Annotated in this window: 27 protein-coding genes; 11 read left to right on the forward strand and 16 right to left on the reverse strand. The window is 39.7% G+C overall.

All coding sequences use genetic code 11. The features are described from left to right. Nucleotides 1-108 precede the first annotated feature (108 nt). Together BLR37_RS07725 and BLR37_RS07730 are read right to left on the reverse strand one after the other, a co-directional pair. Nucleotides 109-1209, reverse strand: coding sequence for a CapA family protein (locus BLR37_RS07725; protein ID WP_090766789.1), 1101 nt, complete (start codon nucleotides 1207-1209; stop codon nucleotides 109-111). A gap of 115 nt (nucleotides 1210-1324) precedes the next feature. Further along, on the reverse strand, nucleotides 1325-1882 hold the full coding sequence (locus BLR37_RS07730) for a C40 family peptidase (RefSeq protein ID WP_039476008.1): 558 nt from the start codon (nucleotides 1880-1882) through the stop codon (nucleotides 1325-1327). 510 nt (nucleotides 1883-2392) lie between these two features. Here BLR37_RS07730 and pdhA point away from each other — a divergent pair. The 7 genes from pdhA (at nucleotide 2393) to BLR37_RS07765 (ending at nucleotide 10085) form a co-directional block, all read left to right on the forward strand. After that, nucleotides 2393-3388 carry a pyruvate dehydrogenase (acetyl-transferring) E1 component subunit alpha gene (gene pdhA / locus BLR37_RS07735; RefSeq protein ID WP_090767825.1) on the forward strand — a complete coding sequence of 332 codons (996 nt, stop codon included), beginning with the start codon at nucleotides 2393-2395 and terminating at the stop codon, nucleotides 3386-3388. 30 nt (nucleotides 3389-3418) lie between these two features. Next, nucleotides 3419-5065: a 2-oxo acid dehydrogenase subunit E2 gene (locus BLR37_RS07740; RefSeq protein ID WP_090766792.1), complete on the forward strand. Its 1647-nt coding sequence runs from the start codon at nucleotides 3419-3421 to the stop codon at nucleotides 5063-5065. A gap of 144 nt (nucleotides 5066-5209) precedes the next feature. Beyond that, nucleotides 5210-6988, forward strand: a complete 1779-nt coding sequence (locus BLR37_RS07745; protein WP_090766794.1) for a DUF885 domain-containing protein — start codon at nucleotides 5210-5212, stop codon at nucleotides 6986-6988. Between the two features lie 137 nt (nucleotides 6989-7125). Continuing rightward, nucleotides 7126-7677 (forward strand): cupin domain-containing protein, encoded by a 552-nt coding sequence (locus BLR37_RS07750; protein WP_090766797.1) that lies wholly within the window; start codon nucleotides 7126-7128, stop codon nucleotides 7675-7677. A gap of 68 nt (nucleotides 7678-7745) precedes the next feature. After that, nucleotides 7746-8978 (forward strand): serine hydrolase domain-containing protein, encoded by a 1233-nt coding sequence (locus BLR37_RS07755; protein ID WP_090766799.1) that lies wholly within the window; start codon nucleotides 7746-7748, stop codon nucleotides 8976-8978. Between the two features lie 90 nt (nucleotides 8979-9068). After that, nucleotides 9069-9374 carry a YbaB/EbfC family nucleoid-associated protein gene (locus tag BLR37_RS07760; RefSeq protein WP_090766802.1) on the forward strand — a complete coding sequence of 102 codons (306 nt, stop codon included), beginning with the start codon at nucleotides 9069-9071 and terminating at the stop codon, nucleotides 9372-9374. 33 nt (nucleotides 9375-9407) lie between these two features. Beyond that, a complete protein-coding gene (locus BLR37_RS07765) occupies nucleotides 9408-10085 on the forward strand; it encodes a metal-dependent hydrolase (RefSeq protein WP_090766805.1) in 678 nt (225 codons plus the stop codon). 187 nt (nucleotides 10086-10272) lie between these two features. Here the strand turns inward: BLR37_RS07765 and BLR37_RS07770 are convergent, their stop codons facing one another. The 3 genes from BLR37_RS07770 to polA form a co-directional block, all read right to left on the reverse strand. After that, the gene (locus BLR37_RS07770) at nucleotides 10273-10614 is read right to left on the reverse strand and encodes a hypothetical protein (protein ID WP_090766808.1); all 342 of its coding nucleotides are present in this window, start codon (nucleotides 10612-10614) and stop codon (nucleotides 10273-10275) included. A 145-nt stretch (nucleotides 10615-10759) separates the two neighbouring features. Continuing rightward, entirely contained in the window at nucleotides 10760-11653 is an 894-nt protein-coding gene (locus BLR37_RS07775; RefSeq protein ID WP_090766811.1) for an energy transducer TonB, read from the reverse strand. A 1-nt stretch (nucleotide 11654) separates the two neighbouring features. Next, nucleotides 11655-14459: a DNA polymerase I gene (gene polA / locus BLR37_RS07780; RefSeq protein ID WP_090766814.1), complete on the reverse strand. Its 2805-nt coding sequence runs from the start codon at nucleotides 14457-14459 to the stop codon at nucleotides 11655-11657. Nucleotides 14460-14619: 160 nt separating this feature from the next. Here polA and BLR37_RS07785 point away from each other — a divergent pair, with 160 nt between their 5' ends. Together BLR37_RS07785 and BLR37_RS07790 are read left to right on the forward strand one after the other, a co-directional pair. Beyond that, entirely contained in the window at nucleotides 14620-15393 is a 774-nt protein-coding gene (locus BLR37_RS07785) for a hypothetical protein (RefSeq protein ID WP_090766818.1), read from the forward strand. A 45-nt stretch (nucleotides 15394-15438) separates the two neighbouring features. Further along, the gene (locus tag BLR37_RS07790; protein ID WP_090766821.1) at nucleotides 15439-16119 is read left to right on the forward strand and encodes a hypothetical protein; all 681 of its coding nucleotides are present in this window, start codon (nucleotides 15439-15441) and stop codon (nucleotides 16117-16119) included. Nucleotides 16120-16126: 7 nt separating this feature from the next. On the opposite strand, the gene BLR37_RS07795 is transcribed toward BLR37_RS07790, so the two are convergent. From BLR37_RS07795 to trmB, 6 genes are all read right to left on the reverse strand, one after another. Next, nucleotides 16127-16660, reverse strand: a complete 534-nt coding sequence (locus BLR37_RS07795) for a GNAT family N-acetyltransferase (protein ID WP_090766824.1) — start codon at nucleotides 16658-16660, stop codon at nucleotides 16127-16129. After that, nucleotides 16660-17247 carry a DNA-3-methyladenine glycosylase I gene (locus BLR37_RS07800; protein WP_090766826.1) on the reverse strand — a complete coding sequence of 196 codons (588 nt, stop codon included), beginning with the start codon at nucleotides 17245-17247 and terminating at the stop codon, nucleotides 16660-16662. The genes BLR37_RS07795 and BLR37_RS07800 overlap by 1 nt, the downstream gene beginning before the upstream one ends. A 6-nt stretch (nucleotides 17248-17253) precedes the next feature. Next, nucleotides 17254-17628, reverse strand: a complete 375-nt coding sequence (locus tag BLR37_RS07805) for a four helix bundle protein (RefSeq protein WP_090766829.1) — start codon at nucleotides 17626-17628, stop codon at nucleotides 17254-17256. 96 nt (nucleotides 17629-17724) lie between these two features. Next, complete coding sequence (locus BLR37_RS07810) at nucleotides 17725-18078, reverse strand: carboxymuconolactone decarboxylase family protein (protein ID WP_090766833.1); 354 nt, start codon at nucleotides 18076-18078, stop codon at nucleotides 17725-17727. 58 nt (nucleotides 18079-18136) lie between these two features. Continuing rightward, entirely contained in the window at nucleotides 18137-18472 is a 336-nt protein-coding gene (locus BLR37_RS07815) for an MGMT family protein (protein WP_090766836.1), read from the reverse strand. Continuing rightward, a complete protein-coding gene (gene trmB / locus BLR37_RS07820) occupies nucleotides 18472-19122 on the reverse strand; it encodes a tRNA (guanosine(46)-N7)-methyltransferase TrmB (RefSeq protein WP_090766838.1) in 651 nt (216 codons plus the stop codon). The genes BLR37_RS07815 and trmB overlap by 1 nt, the downstream gene beginning before the upstream one ends. Nucleotides 19123-19239: 117 nt before the next feature. Between trmB and fcl the strand changes: the two genes are divergently transcribed. Further along, nucleotides 19240-20166 (forward strand): GDP-L-fucose synthase, encoded by a 927-nt coding sequence (fcl, locus tag BLR37_RS07825; RefSeq protein ID WP_090766842.1) that lies wholly within the window; start codon nucleotides 19240-19242, stop codon nucleotides 20164-20166. Between the two features lie 54 nt (nucleotides 20167-20220). On the opposite strand, the gene BLR37_RS07830 is transcribed toward fcl, so the two are convergent. Further along, a complete protein-coding gene (locus tag BLR37_RS07830) occupies nucleotides 20221-21348 on the reverse strand; it encodes a glycoside hydrolase family 130 protein (protein ID WP_090766843.1) in 1128 nt (375 codons plus the stop codon). A 224-nt stretch (nucleotides 21349-21572) separates the two neighbouring features. Here BLR37_RS07830 and BLR37_RS07835 point away from each other — a divergent pair, with 224 nt between their 5' ends. Continuing rightward, on the forward strand, nucleotides 21573-22505 hold the full coding sequence (locus BLR37_RS07835; protein ID WP_090766846.1) for a hydrogen peroxide-inducible genes activator: 933 nt from the start codon (nucleotides 21573-21575) through the stop codon (nucleotides 22503-22505). On the opposite strand, the gene BLR37_RS07840 is transcribed toward BLR37_RS07835, so the two are convergent. From BLR37_RS07840 to BLR37_RS07855, 4 genes are all read right to left on the reverse strand, one after another. Continuing rightward, nucleotides 22502-22732 (reverse strand): hypothetical protein, encoded by a 231-nt coding sequence (locus BLR37_RS07840; RefSeq protein ID WP_090766849.1) that lies wholly within the window; start codon nucleotides 22730-22732, stop codon nucleotides 22502-22504. The genes BLR37_RS07835 and BLR37_RS07840 overlap by 4 nt on opposite strands. A gap of 43 nt (nucleotides 22733-22775) precedes the next feature. After that, a complete protein-coding gene (locus BLR37_RS07845) occupies nucleotides 22776-23228 on the reverse strand; it encodes a hypothetical protein (RefSeq protein ID WP_090767828.1) in 453 nt (150 codons plus the stop codon). 94 nt (nucleotides 23229-23322) lie between these two features. After that, nucleotides 23323-23931 (reverse strand): superoxide dismutase, encoded by a 609-nt coding sequence (locus tag BLR37_RS07850; protein WP_039474900.1) that lies wholly within the window; start codon nucleotides 23929-23931, stop codon nucleotides 23323-23325. Between the two features lie 261 nt (nucleotides 23932-24192). Then, nucleotides 24193-24660, reverse strand: a complete 468-nt coding sequence (locus BLR37_RS07855; protein ID WP_090766853.1) for a nucleoside deaminase — start codon at nucleotides 24658-24660, stop codon at nucleotides 24193-24195. Nucleotides 24661-24768: the final 108 nt, after the last annotated feature.

Consider the following 24768-nt stretch of genomic DNA (forward strand, 5'->3'; position numbering starts at 1 on the left):
AGGTGATGAAACGATCTTACTTTTTCGTCCCACTGTGTGGCTTGAAAAATTATGATGGTTTCATACCACAAATATTCTGAAATTAACTGAGATTGATGTCGCAGAAAACTAATCTTTTAAACTGATTTTGTTATCCTCGAATTTAAGCTGGTGACCAATAAAATCAAGATCAGTTAATTCTTTGATTCGTTTAAAAGCCCTGTGATTATCGTCAACAGTTAAGCGATTAATTTTATCCTGCTGTATGGAAACTACATTGGCATACAAAAAATCACCCTTCGCATTAATTTTGAGTTGAAGCAAAGGCGCAATTCCGTTATTTCCTTTTAAACTAAACATGCCATAGGTGCAAAAATTACCGAGACTGTAGGCAATGAATTTGTTCTTGTACACCTCAACAGCCCGGGTTACATGAGGTCCGTGCCCTAAAACTACATCTGCTCCGGCATCAATCACCGCATGTGCAAAAGCATATACATTACCGCGGTTTTCTTTATAAAAGATCTCGTTTTTACGTGTTACATGCTCAAAGTGGGCACCTTCACCACCACCATGAAACGACACAATTACAATATCGGCCATTGTTTTTAAACGGGCCACCAGCGCTTTAGCACTATCAACTTTATTTATCGATACCGTATTTTCGTTCGGTGCAAAAGCACAGAAACCATATTTAATGCTGTCTTTTTCAAAAACCTCGAAGGGTTTGTTTACCTGCCCGGCATAATGGATCTGCAAAGAGTCTAAAATCCTGGCCGTATTTTTTCTTCCCCTGGCATCAAAATCGCCCACGTGGTTATTGGCAATACTTAACATATTAAATCCCGCTTTTTTATATATCCCCGCATATCGCTCAGGCATCCTGAACGCATAGCAGTTATTAGGATTAATACCGTTGCATTTATTGGAGCTACCCGAATTGAGAAAACAGCCTTCCAGGTTTCCAAAAACAATATCACCTTTAAGCAGGCTATCTACAGCCTGAAAACTGTTTACGGCATCATCGGGCGGAAGGTTTGTTTTTGTAGGAAAAGCTGAGCCCAGCATAATATCACCAACAGCAGTAATTGCAATAGTATCTTTTAACTTTCTAATCACCGTATCATGTTTAACCGCAACAGGGGTAACTACCTGTGCATTGTTGCTCGTACAGCTGATTGAAATAATTATAACAAAGGGAAGGATTAAAACGGTATTGATGAGCTTCATTAGGTATTCATTTTTTGTAGCGACAAAGGACAAGTGCCAAAAATAAAAAATCCTCCAAAATTGCTTTAGGAGGATCGTGTATATTTTTAACTGTTAACTGAAATTGTCAACTGATTTATTCTACTTCAAATTCTTTCTTAAACGATTCTAACACACGCCCGCCCTTGTAAAAATAGCGACTGTAGTAAGGCTCGTTCAGGTTACTGATTACCACCCCGCGAGAACTCGATGCGTGTGCAAATCTGTTATCGCCCAGATAGATACCAACATGTGAAATACTTCTGCTTTTGATCTTAAAGAAAACCAGATCGCCTTCTTTTAAATCTTCTTTTGATAGGGGATCTACCATGCTAAAAATATCACGCGAATTTCTTCTGATGGTAGTGTTGAAAACTTTATCGTAAATCGCTTTAGTAAAAGCCGAGCAATCAATGCCTCTTTTAGTATTTCCACCATAACTATATGGTGTTCCGATCCATTCGTATATAAATTTGTATAGCTTTAAATTCGAAGTCGCATCTACTGCAACACCCATTACCTGCGAGAAATACTGCGATGCAAGATTATCAGGGTCATTTAATTCTTTACCAGATTCTTTTGTTTTAGTTTGCGCAAATGCGGTTGAGAGCGTGCAAATAGCGATTAGAGTAGAAAACAAAAATTTTTTAATCATGTTATACAGTTATGTTTGGGTATTCACTTACACATTAACGTACACCACATGGGCTTATTGTTGGTTGCCAAAAGTATTAATTATACAAATGTTATCCAAATGTTAGCTGTTAAAAAGTAAAAGTTATTAACATTTTAATTTTACAACCCTTACTTTTCGGTTAAATAATTCAAAGAAAATCAGCTTTTGTCACAAAAATTTTTCCTTTCTACGGGTAGGCAAAAGAACCAAAAACAGCACTATTTTAAATTATGCAAATAAGGTTCTATGCAAAATTAAATTTTAGAATAATTTAATTCGAGATTACGATAAAGGGCGTTGTTTTAATTATAAAAAATCAGGATTAAATCTGTCGGAAAACAGAAAAGGCGATTCCCGATCCTATTCAATTGTAAAACAAGTGTTAAATGTAATTTTATGGCCGGGAATATGATGTTTTTCCACCCGAAAGTGCCAAAAATTACAATAAAAAAATTAGATTTGCTGTCGCAAAAAAACAAATACCCTAAAATGAGTGCAGTAGAAATAAATAAAGATACCTGGTTAAAGTGGTTTGAGTCGATGTTGCTGATGCGCAAATTCGAAGAAAAAACTGGCCAGTTATACGGACAACAAAAAATACGTGGCTTTTGTCATTTATACATTGGACAAGAAGCTGTAGTTGCAGGTGCTATATCTGCAATGCAAAAAGGCGATTCGATGATTACCACTTACCGTGATCACGCTCACGCTTTGGCTTTAGGCGTTAGTGCAGATAGCATTATGGCCGAAATGTATGGTAAAGCTACCGGCTGTTCTAAAGGTAAAGGTGGTTCAATGCACATGTTCAGTAAAGAGCATAACTTTTATGGTGGCCACGCCATTGTTGGAGGTCAGATTCCACTAGGTGCTGGTGTTGCTTTTGCAGAAAAATATAAAGGAACAGACAATGTTAATATTTGTTATATGGGCGATGGCGCTGTACGTCAGGGTGCATTAAACGAAACATTTAACATGGCCATGTTGTGGAAATTACCTGTAATTTTTGTTTGCGAAAACAATGGTTACGCAATGGGTACTTCAGTACAACGTACTACCAACATGACCGATATCTATAAAATTGGTTTAGGTTTCGATATGCCTTGTGCACCTGTTGACGGTATGGATCCGGTTGCAGTTCACAATGCTATGGACGAAGCCATTCAACGTGCACGTAAAGGTGAAGGACCAACTTTCTTAGAAATGAGAACTTACCGTTACCGCGGTCACTCAATGTCAGATCCGGCAAAATACCGTACTAAAGAAGAGTTAGAAGATTACAAAGCAAAAGATCCTGTAGAATTAGCCAGAGAAACTATTTTGAAAGAAAAATATGCAGATCAGGCCTGGATTGAAGAAGTAGAAGCTAAAGTTAAAGCTACAGTAGATCAGGCAGTGAAATTTGCCGAAGAATCTCCTTGGCCAGATGCATCTGAGTTATACAAAGATGTATATGTAACTGAGAACTACCCTTACGTAATGGACTAATATTAATAAGATTTCAATTAATTAGATATAATGGCTGATGTAATTAAAATGCCCAAAATGAGCGACACCATGACCGAAGGGGTTTTGGCGAAGTGGCATAAAAAAGTGGGCGATAAAGTGAAAAGCGGCGATGTTTTGGCAGAAGTAGAAACTGACAAAGCAACAATGGATATGGAATCTTATTGGGATGGTACCCTTTTATACGTTGGTGTAGAAGAAGGTCAGGCTGTTCCGGTTGATGCCATCATGGCCGTTATTGGTAAAGAAGGCGAAGATTATAAAGCAGCTTTAGCGGCTGAGCAAGGTGCATCAGCTCCTGCAGCAGAAAGCGAAGCTCCAAAAGCAGAAGAGAAAAAAGAAGAAGCTGCTCCTGCTCAGGGTGGTGGCTTAAGCGAAGAAGAATTAGCAGCAAAAGGTGTAACGGTAATCCGCATGCCTTTGTTAAGCGATACCATGACTGAAGGCGTAATTGCTGAATGGCATAAAAAAGTTGGCGATAAAGTAAAGGATGATGATGTTTTAGCTGATGTAGAAACCGATAAGGCTACTATGGAAGTTATGGGTTATGCAACTGGTAATTTATTACACATTGGCGTTGAAAAAGGCCAGGCTGCCAAAGTAAACGGAATTATCGCTATTGTAGGCCCTGAAGGTACTGACGTTAGCGGTATTTTAGCTGGTGGTTCTACTCCGGCAGCTGCAAAAGCTGAAGCTCCGAAAGAAGAAAAACAAACCACAACCGCTGATGCAGGTTCATCTGCACCAGTTGCTCAGAGCTCATCGTCTGATAGCCGCGTAAAAGCATCTCCTTTGGCAAAGAAAATTGCTAAAGATAAAGGAATCGACTTATCGCAGGTTTCAGGTAGCGCAGAAGGTGGCCGTATCATTAAAAAAGATATCGAGAACTTCAAACCAGCTGCTGCACCTCAGGCAGAAGCACCAAAAGCAGGAAGCGCACCAGCTGCAGCTCCGGTAATTCCAACTTTTGTTGGTGAAGTTAAATTTACTGAACAACCTGTTTCGCAAATGCGTAAAGTAATTGCAAAACGTTTGGCTGAAAGTTTATTTACAGCTCCGCATTTCTATTTAACCATTAGCATTGATATGGATAACGCAATGGCTGCCCGCACGGCAATCAATGCAGTTGCTCCTGTTAAAGTTTCTTTCAACGATATCGTAATTAAAGCGGTTGCTGTTGCATTGAAAAAACACCCTGCTGTTAACTCATCATGGGGTGGCGATAAAATCCGTTTCAACGAGCATACTAACATCGGTGTAGCTATGGCTGTTGAAGATGGTTTATTGGTACCTGTAGTGCGTTTCGCAGATGGCAAATCATTATCTCACATCTCTGCAGAAGTGAAAGATTTTGGTGCTAAAGCCAAAGCTAAAAAATTACAACCGGCAGATTGGGAAGGATCTACTTTCACTGTTTCTAACTTAGGTATGTTTGGTATCGATGAGTTTACCTCAATTATCAACTCTCCTGACGGTGCAATTTTATCAGTTGGTGCTATTCAGGCCATTCCTGTAGTTAAAAATGGTGCTGTTGTTCCAGGTAACGTAATGAAATTAACTTTAGGTTGCGATCACCGCGTGGTTGATGGTGCAACCGGAGCAGCTTTCTTACAAACTTTAAAAGGTTTACTGGAAGAACCAATCAGATTGTTAGCGTAACTACTTTGTCATCCTGAGCTTTGCAAAGGATCTCATGAAATAATTAAAGCCATCCTTTCCGGGATGGCTTTTTTTGCTTTTGGCCCGGTTTACAAAATGGTGTTTAAATTTATTATTTTTGATTAAACACTAAACTTAAACTCTATGAAGAGAATACTTCTTTTTGCAGCATGCATTGCTTCCTTATCGGCCTGCAAACAGCGAACCAAATCAGATTCAACGTCAGAAAACAAAGCTTTTGCCAGCATGTGTGAGCAATACTACCAGGACGGCTTGAAGCTTAACCCAATTAGCGCTACTTATATTGGAGACGAACGCTACGATGATCTCCTGCCAAATGATGGATCACAAGCTTACCTTAAGGAATATAAAGCATTTAACCAACGCTACCTTGACAGTTTAGGTAAGTACAATAGGGAAAGCCTTGATGACAATGATAAACTCTCTTTCGACTACCTTAAAGATCAGCTGAGCATCAATTTAGAGGGTTTAAAATATCATTCAGAATATCTGCCCTTTAACCAGATGTTTGCTTTACCCTTAACCATTGGGCAGTTAGGGTCGGGTACGGGCGCTCAGCCTTTTAAAACCGTAAAAAACTACGAAAACTGGCTAAAACGTGCTGCTGCCTTTTCTGTTTGGGCCGATACAGCCATTGCCAACTTTAGAAAAGGTGAGGCCTCAGGTATTGTTTTGCCAAAGGCATTGGTAGTTAAAATGATTCCGCAAATGCAGAGCATGGTGGTAAGCAGTCCTGAAAAAAGTTTGTTTTATGGACCAATCAATTCATTACCGGCAAGTTTTTCTGCTGCCGATAAGCAGAAACTAACTGAAACATACCGCAATGCCATCACTACTGTTATTGTACCAACTTATAAAAAACTAGGCGATTTTCTTCAAAATGAATACCTGCCAAAAGCGAGAACCAGCTCTGGTTGGTCTGCTATGCCGGGCGGTCTGGAGTGGTATACTTACCTGGTAAAACAACAAACTACCACCAATAAAACGCCGGAAGAGATTTATCAGACTGGCTTAAAAGAAGTAGCCCGGATAAAAGGACAAATGGATAGCATCAAGAACCTGGTTGGTTTTAAAGGCGATTTGAAGGCATTTTTCGAATACATGAAAACTGACAAAAAATTCATGCCTTACAAAACGCCAAAAGAAGTTTTAGCTGCTTTCGAAGACATCCACCAGCGGATGAAACCCAATTTGAAAAAAATGTTTGATGTGGAGCCGAAAACACCTTTCGAAATCCGCCAGACAGAAGCTTTCAGGGCTGCATCTGCGAGCGCAGAATACAATCAGGGTTCGGCCGATGGTAAACGTCCGGGAATCTTTTATGTGCCTATCCTGGATGCCAAAACATTCAATACCACATCCGGAATGGAATCTCTTTTCCTACACGAGGCTATTCCTGGTCACCATTACCAGATTTCACTAACCCAGGAAAACAAAGCGTTACCTAATTTCCGCCGTTTTGGTGGTCATAATGCCTATGTTGAAGGCTGGGCACTTTATTGCGAATCGCTAGGCAAAGAGCTGGGGCTATATCAGGATCCATATCAGCACATGGGTGCATTGGGCGATGAAATGCATCGTGCCATTCGCCTGGTAGTTGATGTGGCCATTCATACCAAAAACATGACCCGCGAACAAGCCATTAAATACATGACCGATAACGAAGCCATCAGTACTGAAGGCGCAACAGCCGAAATTGAGCGTTATATGGGTATCCCGGCACAAGCGCTTGGTTATAAAACCGGAGCCATGAAAATAAGGGAACTAAGAAGTAAATATGAAAAGGAACTTGGACCAAAGTTCAAATTATCGGCCTTTCATACCGCCGTTTTAAAAGATGGCTCTTTCCCGCTATCGGTTTTCGAAGCTAAAATGGATGCCTGGGCAGCAAGCCAGAAATAATTCCTTTAATGGCCTTGGGTTTAAACCCAAGGCCATATAATTGCAATCTCTTAGCGATGAGTTTAAACCCATCGCAAAGAAAGAATTTTCTAAACCCTTTCGCCCTTGTATTGTTAATTAAATAAAACTCCCCAACCATGGACAAAGAAAAACTAATACAGGAAGCCTATTTAGTGGCACATAAAATTGAAGAAAACGGGAACTTCCCGAACAATCCGGTTTTACCACTAATGGTTTACAAAGGCGCACTCAGACTTCATCCTGATGATGGTGATGAGGTAATTAAAAAGGTTTTTGCACAAAACGGCTATACAAATGCCTGGGTTGATGGTATTTTCGATTATCATCACTACCACAGCAATACGCACGAAGTAATGGGTGTATTTTGTGGCAAGGCAGACGTACAGTTTGGTGGCGATCATGGTGTTTGCATTGAACTCGATAAAGGTGACGTAATTATCATCCCGGCAGGTGTAGCGCACAAAAAACTTAACTCATCTGATGACTTCACCGTAGTGGGTGCTTATCCGAATGGTTCCGATTACAACATGAAATATGGCAGGGCAGGTGAGCGGCCCGAAGCAGATGAAGAGATTGCGAAAGTGAAAAATCCAGATAGCGACCCGGTTTATGGCAGCAAAGGACATTTATTTGAATGCTGGTACAATCAAAATTGCGAAAATGTGTAAAACTCTTTCGTTGTAACCGTCTAAAATTCTTTAATTTTCGGGTTTTAAATATAGTTTACCCGATATAAATGAATTTTCGATATATATGCTCAGCATTAGCCCTCTCTGCAACTTTACTAACCGCTTGTTCAAGCAAAAAATCTGAAGAGAAAAAGGCGGCTGAAAAAAAAATACGCACCAAAGAAGACGATAAAGCAGATAGCCTGTTACTGGTGTATAATCCACAAAAAGGAGATAAATGGATTGCCGATTTTGTAGATAACCTGCACAAAAAGTTCAATTTTAACGGCAATATGCTGGTGGCCAAAGACGGAAAAATTCTTTACGAAAAAGCCGTTGGCTGGGCCGATTACCTACACCGCGACAGTTTAACCATTAACTCAGAATTTGAGCTGGCCTCCATCACTAAAACGTTTACAGGTACCGCCATTATGCAATTGGTTGAGGCCGGTAAACTTTCCTTAAATGATGACGTAAAAAAATTCTACCCCAATTTCCCTTACGATGGCATCACAGTAAAACTCCTGCTTTCGCACCGCAGTGGTATGATGAACTACGTTTATTTCATTGATGATATCTGGCGTAAAGAAAAACGCAACATGAAAAAGGGTGTAACCAACCAGGAGGTAATGAATGTAATTGCCGAAAGAAAGCCTAATCCATACACCAAACCCGATAACCGTTTTCATTATAACAACTCGAACTTTATGGTGTTAGGTGCCATTATCGAAAAAGTTACCGGTCAGCGTTACTCTCAATATATGATGGAGCATGTTTTTAAACCTGCAGGTTTAAAGCATACGCATGTGTACAGCACTACTGAATACGAAAAAATACCGGTTGATGTGGTTGGTCATGACCGTAATAGCTTTAGGTACTCAGTTGCCCAAAACTTTTTAGATGGGCCGGTTGGCGATAAAGGAATTTACAGTACCGTTCACGATTTGGTACTGTTTGATAAATATCTTAAAAATGGCAGGTTGTTAACCAAAAAGAGTCTGGATTCTGCCTATGTAGGGCGTAATAAACCTATTAATGGTCATTTTAACTATGGCTACGGCTGGAGGATGTTTGACGGAGAAAACATGGATAAAGTAGTTTACCATACCGGGTGGTGGCACGGTTTTCGACATATTTACGTTAGAGATTTAAGTAAAAATATCGTAATTATATTTTTAGGCAACTTAACCAATGGCAGTTTAATGCATTTGGATGACCTTTACAAACATTTGGATATGCCAATAATCCGTAAAGGGGCCTACCATGGCAACGGAAGCCTGCCGGGAAGCGACGAAGATTAGTGACTGGTAGTAAGCCTTTTAGATCAATAAAAAAGCATTAACATTAAAACAATTTGGGAATAATTTCCTTTATTATAAAAATACAAAGCTATGTTCGATAAATTATTCGCGGCACAACAAAAAGCCGAAGAAATTAAAAAGCGTTTAGATACCATATCGGTATATGGTGAAGTTGAAAACGGTGCCATTAAAATTACTGCAACAGCAAATAAAGCCATTACAGGCATTGCTATTGACGAAGATTTTTTGAAGGGCGCCGACAAAGAAGAGCTGGAAGAACTGCTCCTCACGGCCATTAATAAAGCCTTAGCCAGTGCCGAACAAGTGAGTGCAGCCGAAATGCAGGCCTCAGCACAAGATATGTTGGGTGGCCTGAGCGGCATGTTCGGACAATAAGAAAATTATCTGTTAATACTTGTACCAACAATTATGAAATATACCTATTATGGCCAATCTTGTTTTTTGCTCGAAACTACAAGCAAAAAACTTTTATTCGATCCTTTCATTTCGCACAATCCGCTGGCCAAAAACATCGATATCAAGGCTATTGAAGCCGATTATATTTTGGTAAGTCATGGTCATGGCGATCACGTAGCCGATTTAGTAGCTTTAGCCAAACAAACCCAGGCTACGGTAATTGCGATGCCCGAGGTAACCGATTGGGCTGCTAAACAGGGTGTAGAGAAAGTACACGGCATGAACTTTGGCAAGTTTACCTTTGATTGGGGAGCAGTGCGCATGGTACCTGCCACACATTCATCGGGCTTACCTGATGGAAGTTATGGCGGTAACCCCGCTGGCTTTGTGCTGGAAGTAGACGGTAAACAAATTTACTTCGCAGGCGATACCGGCCTAACCATTGAAATGAAGGTTTTAGCTGACATTTACAACTTAGATTATGCTATTTTACCCATTGGCGGTAACTACACCATGGATGTAGATGATGCTTTGGTAGCTACCAAATATTTTGATTGCGATAAAGTGATCGGTGTGCATTACAATACTTTCCCTGTTATTGCAATTGATACAGCAGTAGCACTTGATAAATTTAAGCGTGAAAATAAAACCTTGTTGTTACCAGAGATTGGAGAAACGATCAGTTTATAGTTTTCAAGCAGATCGTCATTGTAAGATTGCTTTTTCAGCCGACAAAGCAATCTTACAACGATGACTGTTAACGTACGCTAAAGAGATTGCTTCGTCGTCCCTTCTCGCAATGACGAACTTACGGTACAAAACAAAAAAGGGCCTCCGATTTTTCACCGGAGACCCTTTCAAATTATAAAACCTAAACCTAGTTCTTTTTAGCAGCTTCTTTGTTTGCTTTATAGCGCATATCAGCTGTACCGTCTTTTTTAGTAGGACCAGCAACTTTAGTTACTGCTTTTGCTTTATTTTCTTTAAAACGCATATCTGGCGTACCATCTGCTTTCATTTTAGCAGCTGTATTAGTGGTTTTAGTTTCTACTTTTTTCGCTTCTTGCTTAACACCTGCTTTAACAGGAGCAGTCGTAGTTTTAACTTCTTTTTTAACTACAGTTTTAGCTTTAGCTGGTGCTGTAGTAGCTGGGGTTTGAGCAAATGCTGTTGTTAAACCAAATGCTGCGATTGCGATTAAACTCAATAACTTTTTCATAATCTTTGATTTTGTTTTTTAAATGGTTAGAAGCATCTTCGTTTTACTCCGAGGTTTCGTCCCTTTCGATTTTTGTTTTACTCGTTTATTTTGTTGATATAAAGTTCATTAATCGGAATGAAGATTTAATGAAGATAAGAAAAAATTAGTGATATATAGTTTTCCCTATCGTAAAGTCGACATTGATATTGAACTGCATCGCTGTAGGTCTACCTAACATTGTACCGGGAATCCACTTTGGTAAGTATTTCAAAACGCGCATTGCCTCTTCTCCTAAACTGGGATATGGAGCTCTGATTAACTGAATATTGCTTAGTTCCCCAGACTCGCCTACCGTAAAAGACAGAAAAACTTTTCCCTGAGCGCTAATTCTTAAAGCATCTTCGGGATATTTAAGTTCTTTAGCGATTAACTCATATAGCTTTTTTATTCCACCGGGATATTGTGGAAGTATAATTATCGTTTGACTTAAAGTTACATTCCCTTCCTGATCAAAATAGGCGCTATCAATCAGTTGGCCTTTATCATCAAACACCTCTTTTAAAGCCAGGTTTCCATTCTGATAAAACAACTTCCTTTCGCCAACTTCCCTATCATTCACATACTCTTTCTGTTCAAAAACTGCAGAATTTGGCCAATATGAAACATACAATCCATTCAATAAGTTAAATGCATACACTTTAGTTTCAATTGCATTTGATTCATTTCCATATGTAATCCAAGTCCCTGCTTTCTCATTATTAAGATATGTACCTTTTATATGCGGTTTTCCATTCTTGTACAAAGTATAGGTTCCATACAGATTTGTCAAGGTCGAATCAGAAAATGTTTCTCTTTTGAGCGGCATGAAATTCTTGTCAGAAGTGATTCTTATCCAGGTTACACTATCCTGTTTAAATACTTTATACAATGAAGTTGCTTTATTAAGCTTTGTGGTTGGTTTGCCTCCAAAGTTATACGTAATCAAAGTATCACTCTGCTGAGCTATACACCCAACCGATATCGAAAAGCATAAAAAGAATAGGTAGAACGCTTTCATCTTAGTGTGCAGCCAGCCAGTTATCACCTTCACCAATCTCTACAACAATAGGTACGGTAAGTTTAATGGCATTGGTCATTTTATCCTGAATAATTGCTTTCATGGCCTCTTTTTCCGTTTTCAGCACATCAAAAACCAACTCATCATGCACCTGCATGGTCATGGTCGATTTTAAATTTTGTGCCTTCATCTCTTTATGGATATTGATCATCGCAATTTTGATCATATCAGCAGCAGAGCCCTGTATAGGCGCGTTAATGGCATTTCGTTCTGCAAATCCCCTTACGGTTTGGTTGGCCGAATTAATGTCTCTTAAATAGCGTCTTCTGCCCATGATCGTTTCCACAAAACCATTCTCGCGGGCAAAGTTCATGGTATCGCTCATGTATTGTTTAATGCCCGGATATTGTGTAAAATATTGTTCGATAATTTCTGCAGCCTCTTTACGCGGAATGCCCAGGTTTTGCGATAAACCAAAAGCCGACTGACCATAAATGATACCAAAGTTTACCGCCTTGGCATTTCTGCGCTGCGTTCCGTCTACTTCCTCTATACTTACTCCATATACTTTGGCAGCCGTTGCGGTATGGATATCGATACCTTTGTTAAACGCATCGAGCATATTTTGTTCTTTACTGATTTCGGCAATGATACGCAATTCGATCTGCGAATAATCGGCCGATAACAAAATGTGGTTTTCATCGCGTGCGATAAAAGCCTTACGTACTTCGCGGCCACGCTCGGTACGGATTGGAATATTTTGCAGGTTCGGGTTGTTAGAACTTAAACGACCTGTAGCGGCTACAGCCTGGTTGTAAGAGGTGTGCACCCTTCCGGTTTTGGGGTTAACCATGAGCGGCAGCGCATCTACATAAGTTGATTTAAGCTTTTGCAGCTGGCGGAAATCGAGGATATCTTGTACAATATCACTTTTGCTGGCCAAAGCAGTTAAAACATCTTCTCCGGTTTGATACTGACCGGTTTTGGTTTTCTTCGCTTTCGGATCGAGCTGAAGTTTATCAAATAAAACCTCGCCCAATTGTTTTGGCGAAGCCAGGTTAAATTTAATTCCGGCCTTATCGTAAACATTCTGCTCAAATTTGATGATATCTTTTTCCAGCTCGGCCGAATAGGATTTTAAGGTCTCGATATCAATGCGTACTCCTTCTTTTTCGATATCGGCTAGTACATAAACCAAAGGATTTTCAATTTCTGCAGCCAGTTTAGCAGCATTTAGTTCCGTTAATTTAGGTTCGAACACCTGTGCCAGCTGCAAAGTAACATCTGCATCTTCTGCAGCATAATCTACCACATCAATTACAGCCACATCGCGCATGTTCAACTGCCCTTTTCCTTTTGGTCCAATTAATTTGGTAATGGATATGGGTGAATAACCGAGGTAATTTTCAGATAATACATCCATTCCATGGCGGGTATCCGGATCAATTAAATAGTGTGCCAGCATGGTATCAAAAAGTTTTCCTTTCACTTCTACACCATACCATTTCAGCACTAAAATATCGTATTTGGTATTTTGGCCAATCTTTTCGATGTTTTCATCTTCCAGTACTACCCTGAATTCATCTACAATGGCCTGTGCTTCTTCGCGTGCAGCAGGCACCGGGATATAATAACCTGTACCCGGCTTTACTGAGAATGACAAGCCTACCAGATCTACCATATTGGCATCGGTACCTGTTGTTTCGGTATCAAACGAAATCCGTTTCTCAGCTTGTAAAAGTTTAATTAGTGCGGCACGCTGTTCTGCTGTATCTACCAGCTGATAATCGTGCGTAGTATTTTCGATGCTTTTAGCCGGTAGTTTTTCTGCCGGTTCTTCTTCAAGGGTATTGGTATATTGAATGACCTCGCCTGGCTGGTTGCCAAATAAATCAGTTTGTGTACCCTCCTGAAACTTAGCTGTGGTAACCGAAAATTCATCGCCAAAAACCCTGCGACCCAGCGTTCTGAATTCTAATTCGGTAAACAAAGGTTCCAGTAAATCACGACTCGGATCGCAAAGTTCTAAACCGGCTTCATCCAGCTCAACCGGAACATCCAATAAAATGGTTGCCAGTTTTTTAGAAATCAGCCCCTGTTCGGCAAAATTTTCCACATTTTCACGTTGTTTGCCTTTTAACTCGTGCGAGTTGGCAATGATATTTTCCATGGTACCGTATTGCTTAATTAAAAGCTTGGCTGTTTTTTCGCCAATACCCGGAATACCCGGAATATTATCTACGGCATCGCCCCATAAGCCTAAAATATCAATAACCTGATCTACGCGTTCAATTTCCCACTTCGCCAATATTTCTTTTACGCCCAAAATCTCCATATCATTGCCCATGCGTGCAGGTTTGTAAATAAAAATGTTTTCGGATACCAACTGTCCGAAATCCTTATCCGGTGTCATACAATACACCTGATAGCCTTTTTTCTCGGCTTTTTTAGCCAGCGTACCAATAATATCATCGGCCTCGTAGCCATCAGAAGTAATAACCGGAATATTAAAGCCTGTGATTAACTTAACCACATAAGGCATGGCCGCAGCCAAATCTTCGGGCATAGCCTGGCGCTGTGCTTTGTATGCTTCAAAAGCGGTATGCCTTTCGGTAGGGGCCTCGGTATCGAAAACCACCGCAATATGTGTGGGTTTCTCTTTCTTTAAAATATCGAGCAGGGTATTGGTAAAGCCCATTACCGCCGAGGTATTGATTCCTGTTGAAGTAAAACGTGGATTTTTACTTAATGCAAAATGCGCCCTGTACATAAGCGCCATACCGTCTAGAAGAAAGAGTTTTTTCATATTATGATTACACCGATTTAATGATTGTACCGATAAATGAATTTACCGGATGATAAAAGTAACCAAAGTTAATCATATCGGTAAAATGCTTTTTCAACAAAAATGATTTTTCATTATTGAAATCAGCCGGTTATTGCATCATGATAATAAAAAACGCTTTATGAAAACACTTTTTACTTTACTGCTTTGCTTAACAATTGGCTTTGTTAAAGCTCAATTACCCGCTAACGAACTGATAAACAACATTACTTTCGAAAATTTAAAAGGTTATGCTGATGGTTACGGAACTTCGCTCGAAAATCCCTTATGCTCCGGCGCTTTTAAAAATATAGCCGATAAAAACGCGATTCAAGTCAGGATGATTAAACTTAAAAATACTTATCGCTGGCCAGATGGCTCAACAATAGACTTTTCTAAACGAGGAAGCACCATGGGCAAAACCGGTATAGTTGACCGTTATACTTTAGAAAATCCGGCCACCAAAGAAATTGTAACACTTTATGTAGACCCTTATAAAACTGACTCAATTTTTTATATCCCGAAAGGTCTGATCGCTATCAATCAGGAAATTTTAGCAAAAGAAATCGCCCCGTACCTAAGCACTATTGATGAGATAAACAATGCCAGGGATGCTTATAGGGAGCAGAAAGAAGCCATGAATAAAGCTTCAAATTATATAGCTTCAAGTATAGGTATCAGTAATTTTGTAGACCGTGATAATTTATTAAAGGTAATGACAGACACCCAGGCTACTACAGACCTGAAAAGTTATCTTTTTGGCATTTATATTTTGAATAAATTTTATGCTATGGGCAAAAACATAACTAACCCGAAAGAATATGCTTTAAACAAAATGAAAACAGCTTTTGTAAATTTTCAAAAATCTAATCCGGAAGTTGAAACCGGTAATATCAAAATTAACCTGAATGAGTAAGATTCGGAATTTAGTTCCGTTATTTGTGAAAAGCATTTTCGAACTATGAAATTTCTGTTTTCCGTTTTCCTGCTATTCTTTGCCTTAAATAAACTTTCTGCCCAGGATTTTATCGTTAAAAACAATGACGAGGTAATCCGTGGTACCATAAAGGGCACCGATTACTTTTCAGTTTTCATCAGTGCCAATGATGAGGCTGATGTGATATTGCCGGCAAAAGACATTAAGAATTTTTTCTGGAACGGCGATAGCTTTGTAAGCAAAGGTTTTGCCAACGGACGTAATTTCGAGTACCGCTTTGTAAAGGTAATAGAAATGGGCACGGTTAACCTCTATTCTTTTGGTGGCGGCACCCTTGTTCCACCGGTGAAAGAAAAGAAAGTGAAATTCAGGCCTTCAATCGGTATTGGTACCGGTACCGGAGGTTATGGTGGCATGGGCATGGGTGGTGGCATCAGCATTGGAGGCGGCAACAATTCAGCTCCCGAAAGACCTGCTGGCGCTCCGGCAATACGTTACTTTATAGAAAAACCTGGAGCCGGCCCCTTACAGGAAGTACCAATGAAAGCGATAACAGATGATGCTAAAAAAACTGAGGTAAAAAATATCCTGTTGCAAAAAATGGGCGATCAACCTGCCTTAAAAGCCAAAGTAGAAACCAGTGCCGAATTTAACAGCCGTGATGTAATTAACTTTGTAAAAGAATATAATGCGATTAAGAAATAGCAGTACACTATTCCGAAATTTTCTTTTCGTAAACTTCTAAACTGATTGGATTATCATTTTTAATCTCGCAATTCCATAAGGTCTTCTGATAAATAAAGTCTAGCTTTTTCAGTATTTTTTTACTGTTATTGTTCTCTGTTTCAACCAGTGCAACAATTGTCGCCAGATTTAACACTTTCGATGCATAACCAAGCACTGCAGAGGCTGCTTCTTTTATTATGCCCTGGCCCCAATATTCTGGCAATAACCAGAAGCCAATTTCAGCCTCTTGTTCTATTTTCTTCAAATCATTAAATCCTATCGCGCCTAATAAATTAAGCGTTGCTTTATCGCAAATGGCCCACCATATACCTGTTTCATTTTCCTGGATCTCATTAAACCAAATCAGTTGTTCATTGGTTTCATCAAGGGTAGAATAGTTTACACCATAATAGCGGATTACATCAGGGTTAGATAATCCTTTAAAAACAAAGGGCAAATCTTCAACACAAAACTGCCTCAGTAAAAACCTTTCAGTATATAACCTGGCTGAAGCAATCATTACCTTGCGCAGCAGTTCAATAAATGATCGTTCACCATACCAGTGGCCTGCATGTGGGCATAACAGATGGTGGTGCCGAAAAATTTGAACCCCCGTTTCTTCATATCTTTACTAATGCGGTCTGATAGTTCTGTACGCGGAGGTACATCACTCATTTTTTCGATGTGATTTAAAATGGGTTTCCCATCGGGCACGAAACTCCACATATACTTAGAGAAACTGCCAAATTCTTGCTGAATTTCGATAAACAGCCTGGCATTGGTAATGGCACCATTTACTTTTAAGCGGTTACGGATAATCCCCTCATCATTCATCAACCTTTCAACATCCTGTTCCGTAAAAGCAGCAACCTTTTGTACCTCAAAATTGGCAAAGGCCTTACGGTAATTTTCACGCCTGCGAAGAATGGTAATCCAGCTCAAACCTGCCTGCGCACCTTCCAGTATCAAAAACTCGAACAGAATCTTGTCGTCATAAACCGGTTTACCCCACTCTTCATCGTGATATTTGATGTATAGCGGATCTGATCCTGCCCAGGTACAGCGTATTGAGTTTGGAGTTTTCAGCTGGGAGTTTGGAGTTTCCATAAAATACTAAACAGATTTAACAAAAAACTTTTCAGGATTATTCATCATATAAACAAGCAATTTAGCAACTTCTTCTACCTGGTTATTCAACATTTCAAATTCATGATCTGAGATGTAACTACAAGCTAAAGCAAATTCCAGCCATGTCTGAGTTTCGCCGTTTTCGGTATCGGCATCAGAAAATTTACTTACAAAATGATTAGGATATTTTCGCTTTCTATAGGCTTCAGCTATGTTTGCGCAAACACTTCTGGAACATCTTCGTATCTGATCGGTTAAACTATACTTTTCCTCAGGTGGGAATCTTTTAGAAATATGAAATATTTCCATAGCAAGTTTAAACCCTTTTTGATAAGCCAGTAGATCCTTTATTGTTCCCATTTTAATAAATATAAGAACATTGCACGAAATAGCCTAGTGAATATGGTTACTCATAACTCGACACATTATACGGCAAATGCAAGGCGACTCCCAACTCTAAACTCCCAACTCCGAACCCAATTCATCCCAATACTCCACAGCTCTTCTATAATGCGGGATGACAATACTACCGCCCACTAAATTGGCGATCATAAAAATTTCGTTCATTTCATCGTTGTTCACGCCGGCATCGAAACATTTTCCGAGGTGGTATTTGATGCAATCATCGCAACGAAGTACCATTGAGGCTACCAGGCCTAACATCTCCTTGGTTTTTACATCAAGTGCACCATCAGCATAGGAAGTGGTATCGAGTGCAAAAAAACGCTTGATGTTGGTATTGGCGGTTTCCATGATCCTATCGTTCATTTTTTCGCGATAGCTATTAAATTCTTCTACTAACTTTCCCATGTATCCTAATTATTGAATTTTAAATAAGTGAATGCGCATTAACGTTAAATCAATGCGTTTAGTCGAGGTTGATTTCTTCCAGCGGATTCCAGAATACTTTTTTAAAGTTAACTACCTTATCGTTTTTAACTTCCACGCCTTCTTTTTTCAAGAGTTCTTCCATCAATTCGGGTGGTTTAAAATGGAATTTTCCGGTAAGCAGTCCGCTGCTGTTTACTACCCGGTGAGCAGGTACTTTTGGATGGGCAGTACCTGCATAAAGCATCGCATGCCCAACCATCCGCGACGATTTTGCTGCGCCTAAACTTTTAGCAATGGCCCCATAAGATGTCACCCTTCCTTGCGGAATGAGCCGTACAACCTCATAAACCTGTTCGTAAAAGTTGGTGTCCATTATTCAAAAGAAAACTGAATATAGTTAATATTCTTATCGTGTAATAAATATTTCTTCTCGTAATAAGTCTTGATCGATAATACCTCATCAACCAGATCGGAAGTGTAGAGCTGATCGGTGTTTTTATGCACGATTAAGCCTAGTTCTGCTACTTTTTCGCAGGTATAGGCGTATAATTGGTCATTATCTGTTTTTAAATTAACGCAGCCTCCAGGCTTCAATACCTGTTTGTACCGGCTTAAAAATACCGGAAAAGTAAGGCGCTTTTTCTCGCGGCTATCCTGTGGCTGAGGATCTGGAAAAGTAATCCAGATTTCATCAACTTCACCTTCATTAAAGTAATCGAGCAGGTTTTCAATCTGGATCCTTAAAAAAGCTACATTATCAATGCCGTCTTCTATGGCTGTTTTGGCACCTCGCCAGATGCGGTTTCCTTTATAATCGACCCCGATAAAATTCTTTTCAGGGAATAAACGCGCCAGGTTTACAGAATACTCGCCTTTTCCACAGGCCAGCTCCAGTACAACCGGATTATTATTTTTAAAATGTGTTGCAGCCCAGTTACCTTTTAAGGCTTTTCCTTCATCTAATTGGTATACGTTTGCAAATGTTTCTATCTCTGCAAAACGTCTAAGTTTATCTTTGCCCAAGTTTTCTTTTTTGAGACAAATTTACAATTAAATCATTTAGCAATTTGTTTTTTCGGCTGATAACTCGTCTGTTTTCATGAATCAATCGTATTTTTGCAGGCTATAAAGAAACAGACCTTGGAAAAAAGTGCTAAAATATACGTTGCAGGCCATCGCGGAATGGTAGGTTCGGCCATTTACCGCAAACTGCAAAAAGAAGGATACACCAATATACTCACCAGAACTTCTGCTGAACTGGATTTACGTAACCAACAGGCCGTAACCGATTTTTTCGCAGCAGAAAAACCCGATTATGTATTTTTGGCAGCAGCTAAAGTAGGCGGCATTGTTGCCAACAACACCTACCGGGCCGATTTCCTTTACGAAAACCTGGCGATCCAGAATAATGTAATCCACAATGCTTATGTAAACGGCGTTAAAAAATTAATGTTTCTGGGTTCGAGTTGTATTTACCCTAAAATGGCTCCTCAGCCTTTAAAAGAAGATTACCTTTTAACAGGTACTTTAGAGCATACCAACGAACCTTATGCCATTGCCAAAATTGCGGGCATTAAAATGTGCGATGCTTACCGCGACCAATATGGCTGTAACTTCATTTCGGTAATGCCAACCAATCTTTATGGTTATAACGATAACTACCACCCTCAAAATTCGCACGTTTTACCGGCTTTAATCCGTAAAGTGCATGAAGCCAAGGCAAACAATGAAAAAGAAGTGGTAGTATGGGGTTCGGGCACACCTATGCGCGAATTTTTATTTGCCGATGATTTGGCGGATGCCTGTTATTTCTTAATGCAAAACTATAGTGAACCTAACCTGATTAATATTGGTACCGGGCACGATTTAACCATTAAAGACCTGGCTTTGCTGATAAAAGAGGTATTGGGTTATGAAGGCGAACTGATATTTGATGCCAGCAAACCAGATGGCACTCCGCGCAAGTTAATGGATGTAAGTAAACTCCATAACCTGGGCTGGAAACATAAAATTGAGCTTAAAGAAGGTATTGCCCTGGCTTATCAAGATTTTGAAAGCAGATACTAAAATACATTTCTATGGTGCGCAGGATAAAAACTCCTGCGCACTTTTGTTTATGTCTTATTTTTTAGCAGCAGGATCATAAATGGCTACAGCCACCCGGCTATCGGCACAGCCATAATATAAAAACCATTTCTTTTTGAAATAAACCAGGCCTTCGATAAAAACTGTACCCGAAGGATATTGCCCGCTCTTTTCGAAAGGTGCAGTAGGCACAAAAAATGGCTCATCAAGCCTCGCTATTACTTTCGAAGGATTTCTAAGATCGAATAACACCTGCCCGGCCGAATAGGTATTGGCCACGTAATTGGTATCTCTTTCGGCATCACCTCTGTTCTTTCCATTATATAAAACCAAAATGCCCTTATCTGTAACAATTGCCGGCGGACCGCACTCAGTCAAATCGCTATCAAAATAACGTTTTCTGGGCTTTATAATCAAATCCAAATCACCATTTGCGTTTAGAGCGGGTTCCCAGTTGATAAGATCGGCAGAAGTAGCAATATTCATAAACCTCTCGCCCCAGTACATCATATACCTGCCGTTTATTTTGGCAATTACCTGTTTACCATTTTCAATTTTGGTTACAATAGAACCAGATTTACATTTGAGATCCTGAAATTTACCATTATAGGCCTTACTAAACGCAGCACCGTGTTTGGTCCAGTGTTTCAAATCTTTGGAAGTGGACACAGCCAGGCGGAAAATATTCCGGTTCCATTGGGTATAGAGCATTACATACAATCCTTCTTCAGTAACTGCAATTCGTGGGTCTTCGCAACCACCCGGCCATTCGTATGCTTTCTGATTGTCTTCATCAGGATAGAGCACCGGCTCCGGGTTCCGCTTCATTTTAATGCCATCATTACTTTCGGCAAGGCCTATTCTGGAGGTACGCTTGCCAATACCTACTCCCGATCGGTCTTCGCTCCGGTAAAGCACATATATTTTATTTTTGCTTACCACTGCCGCCGGATTAAACACATCGCTCGCTTCCCAGGCAATTTTTTGTTTGCTCATCGGATCGAAGAAAAGGCTTTCGGCATTTGGCGAAATAATGGGATTAACACTTTCAGGCCGTACAAATGGTCCCAGTGCCCATTCGGGCAACTGCCCCTGGGCATTGGCTGCAAAGGCCAGCGGAAGAAAAAATACAAGCAGGAATAAGCGTAACGCGATTTTGTTCATAAAGCTAAAATACCTAATAAAGCGGGTAATGGTTAGATTACTCCTAATTAAATCAATCGTATTGAAATATGCTATTCAACTTTTTGTCTAAACGTCTCATTTTTAAATGAGAATTTCATGGCTCAAATCTTTCTAAATTCAACCACTCTTTCCTTCTTAACCTCAGTCATTTTTTATTATAGTTAAAATTGATATATTTGATATTATAAATAAATTTTAGCTATATGACTTTAGTTCAGCTCGAATATGTGGTTGCCGTAGATACCTACAGAAGCTTTGTTACCGCTGCAGATAAGTGTTTTGTTACGCAGCCAACGCTCAGTATGCAGGTACAAAAACTGGAAGAATTGCTCAACGTTAAAATCTTCGACAGGAGCAAGCAACCCGTAAGTCCTACCGAAATTGGCGTACAGATTATTGCACAAGCCAGAATTGTTTTGCAGGAAAGTGGTAAAATCAAAGAGTTGATCAGCAGTCAGCAACAAGATGTTTTAGGAGAGCTGAAGATCGGCGTAATCCCTACCATTGCACCTTACTTATTGCCCGAAGTTATTTCGGCTATGTTAGAGAAATACCCTGAACTTAAACTGCTCATTTGGGAATATACCACCGAAGATATTATCCACCACCTTAAAACAGGGGTATTGGATTGCGGCATTTTAGCCACCCCTTTAACCGACCCCAACATAAACGAAACACCGTTATACTACGAAAATTTTGTAAGCTACATTAGTAAAAGCAGCAAATTGTATAAAAAGAAAGCTGTAGATGCCGAAGATTTAAACGACGAAAATATCTGGCTACTCAACGAAGGGCACTGCATGCGTAATCAGGTACTAAACATTTGCCGTTCAACCAAAAACAACCGGCTGCAGGGGCTGGAATACAACACCGGTAGTGTAGAAACACTGGTTAGAATGGTTGATTTAAATGGCGGCGCTACTTTATTGCCCGAATTAGCTATTGCCGAGCTTAATGCGAAACAAACCAGTAAAATACGTCATTTCAAATCGCCCGAACCCGTACGCGAAATCAGTCTGGTAACACATAAAAACTTCATTAAAAAGCGGATGCTGAATGCTTTAAAAGAAGAAATTTTAGAAATTATCCCTAAAGCCATGAAGCAAAAAAAGAAAAAGGATATTGTTGGAATTTAGCTTAATTCCCCTTCCTTGCCTACACGATCGGCCAGCTTATAGCCTGCTGTATCCGGGTTTTTATCTTCTAAAAAGATAAGGATAAACAATGAAATAACGGGGATTAAAAAAGAGATAAAAAACCAGAACCAGAATTTACGGCCGGTTCTTTTGGCCAGGAATCCTGCCAATAACTGTGGCGACAACAATAGCCCCAGTACTACCGCGCCAACGAGTATTTCTGGCATCTGTTTAAATTAATGAGCGATTGAAAAAAAGGAAAGCTAAGCCTTATTGGTTTTGCTTTTCAACCGGTGGTGCAGACAGCAATCCTTTAATATCGCTCTCAACCTCTTCCTCGCCTTTTTTCTTTTTCTTGTTTTTCTGGCTTTTTCCGCTTAAACGCTCCTCAATAACCTTATCATATTCAAGCTGCTGCTCAGGTCTTAAAACATTGCGGATATTTTTGCTGGTCTCGTTCTGAAGTTTATAGAATTTATCTACATCTTCTTCTTTCGAGTTACCGGCCTGTTGCCTTTTAATTAACTCGGCTTGTTCTTTAGCCTGGTTATAGGTAAAACTGTAAATCACACTTTTTTGTGTGCCATTTAATTTTAACCTTTTATCCAGTTCATCTACATTTTTTTGTGCAATTTCTGTAGGTGTGGGCATTTTATTCTGCTGCGCGCTCACCAAACCGTTTACCCCAACCAGAATTAAAAATAAAATTACAAGCCTTTTCATATCAAACATTTAATATCTGCGAAGTTACTTAATTATCTTAAAACAAGAAAGTCCCGGTTATGCCGGGACTTTCTAAAATTTTATTGGGTTTTAATTACAATGCTTTTTTGTAAAGCTCAGCAACGGCATCCCAGTTAATCACGTTCCAGATTGCAGCTAAGTAATCCGGACGTTTGTTTTGATATTTTAAGTAGTAAGCGTGCTCCCAGACATCAATACCTAAAATTGGTGTACCTTTTACTTCAGCAATATCCATTAAAGGGTTATCCTGGTTTGGAGTAGAAGAAACCTGAAGTTTTTTATCAGCACCTACTGATAACCAGGCCCAACCTGAACCAAAACGGGTTGCACCGGCTTCCTGTAATTTAGTTTTAAGTTCTGCAAACGAACCGAAAGTTTCGTTAATCGCTTTAGCTAAATCGCCGGTTGGCTCGCCACCTTTATTTGGACCTAAAATGTTCCAGAATAAAGAGTGGTTATAGTGACCACCACCATTGTTTCTAACAGCAGCAGGGAATTTTGAAATATTTTTTACAACGTCTTCAATTTTTGCAGTTGCTTCAGGTTTACCTTCCAAAGCTTTGTTTAGGTTGGTAACATAAGCCTGGTGGTGTTTATCATGGTGGATTTCCATGGTAGTTTTATCAATATGCGGTTCTAATGCATCGGTTGCGTAGTGTAACGCAGGTAATTCAAAAGCCATAATGTTTTATGTTTAAGATTTAAAAATGTTTCTTGTAGCAAATATAACATTAGAACGTTAAGATTTGTTCATGTTATTATCATCAAATGGTTTTCTCTGTATCAGTATTGCTTGAAAGTTTTAATAATCAATACAATAACAGTCATTTCAATAGCGCAAAAAATGGTTAATGGTTAATGGTTTATAGTTGATAGTCAGATTGGTCTAGTTGATGTCATCAATTGGCCTTCTTACCATTAACTATCGGCTATTAACCATAAACTATCTCTTTTTCGCAAAGAACCCTTTCATTAACGCAGCACATTCTTCTGCCATTACGCCACCTTTCAATACCGTTTTAGGATGTAACAAATTTGCTCCTTTAGAAATAAAGCCTCTTTTCTCTTCCCTGGCACCGTAAACAATGCGACCAATCTGCGTCCAGTAACTCGCACCGGCGCACATTACACAAGGCTCAATGGTTACATAAAGTGTACAGTCTTTTAAATACTTACCGCCTATGGTTTGCGCCGCCGAAGTAAAAGCCTGCATCTCGGCATGGGCTGTAACATCGTTAAAACGCTCGGTTAAATTGTAGCCGCGACCAATAACCCGGTTTTTACTGACCACAATTGCTCCAATGGGGATTTCATCATCGGCCAAAGCTTTTTTAGCTTCTTCAATGGCTAGTTTCATATAATGAATATCTTCTGCTTCGGGATCGGTATCTTCGAAATTATAAAAACTCATAGGGCAAAGATAGGGTTATAATGCGTAAAGACTTCAGCAGTTTTGAAACGTAGACCTGAGCGGCCTGACAGGAGAAAAGTTTTTTGAAGCGCAATGTTGGTGCTAATC

Origin of the sequence: Pedobacter soli (assembly GCF_900101435.1) — a bacterium.
Classification (GTDB): Bacteria; Bacteroidota; Bacteroidia; order Sphingobacteriales; family Sphingobacteriaceae; genus Pedobacter; species Pedobacter soli.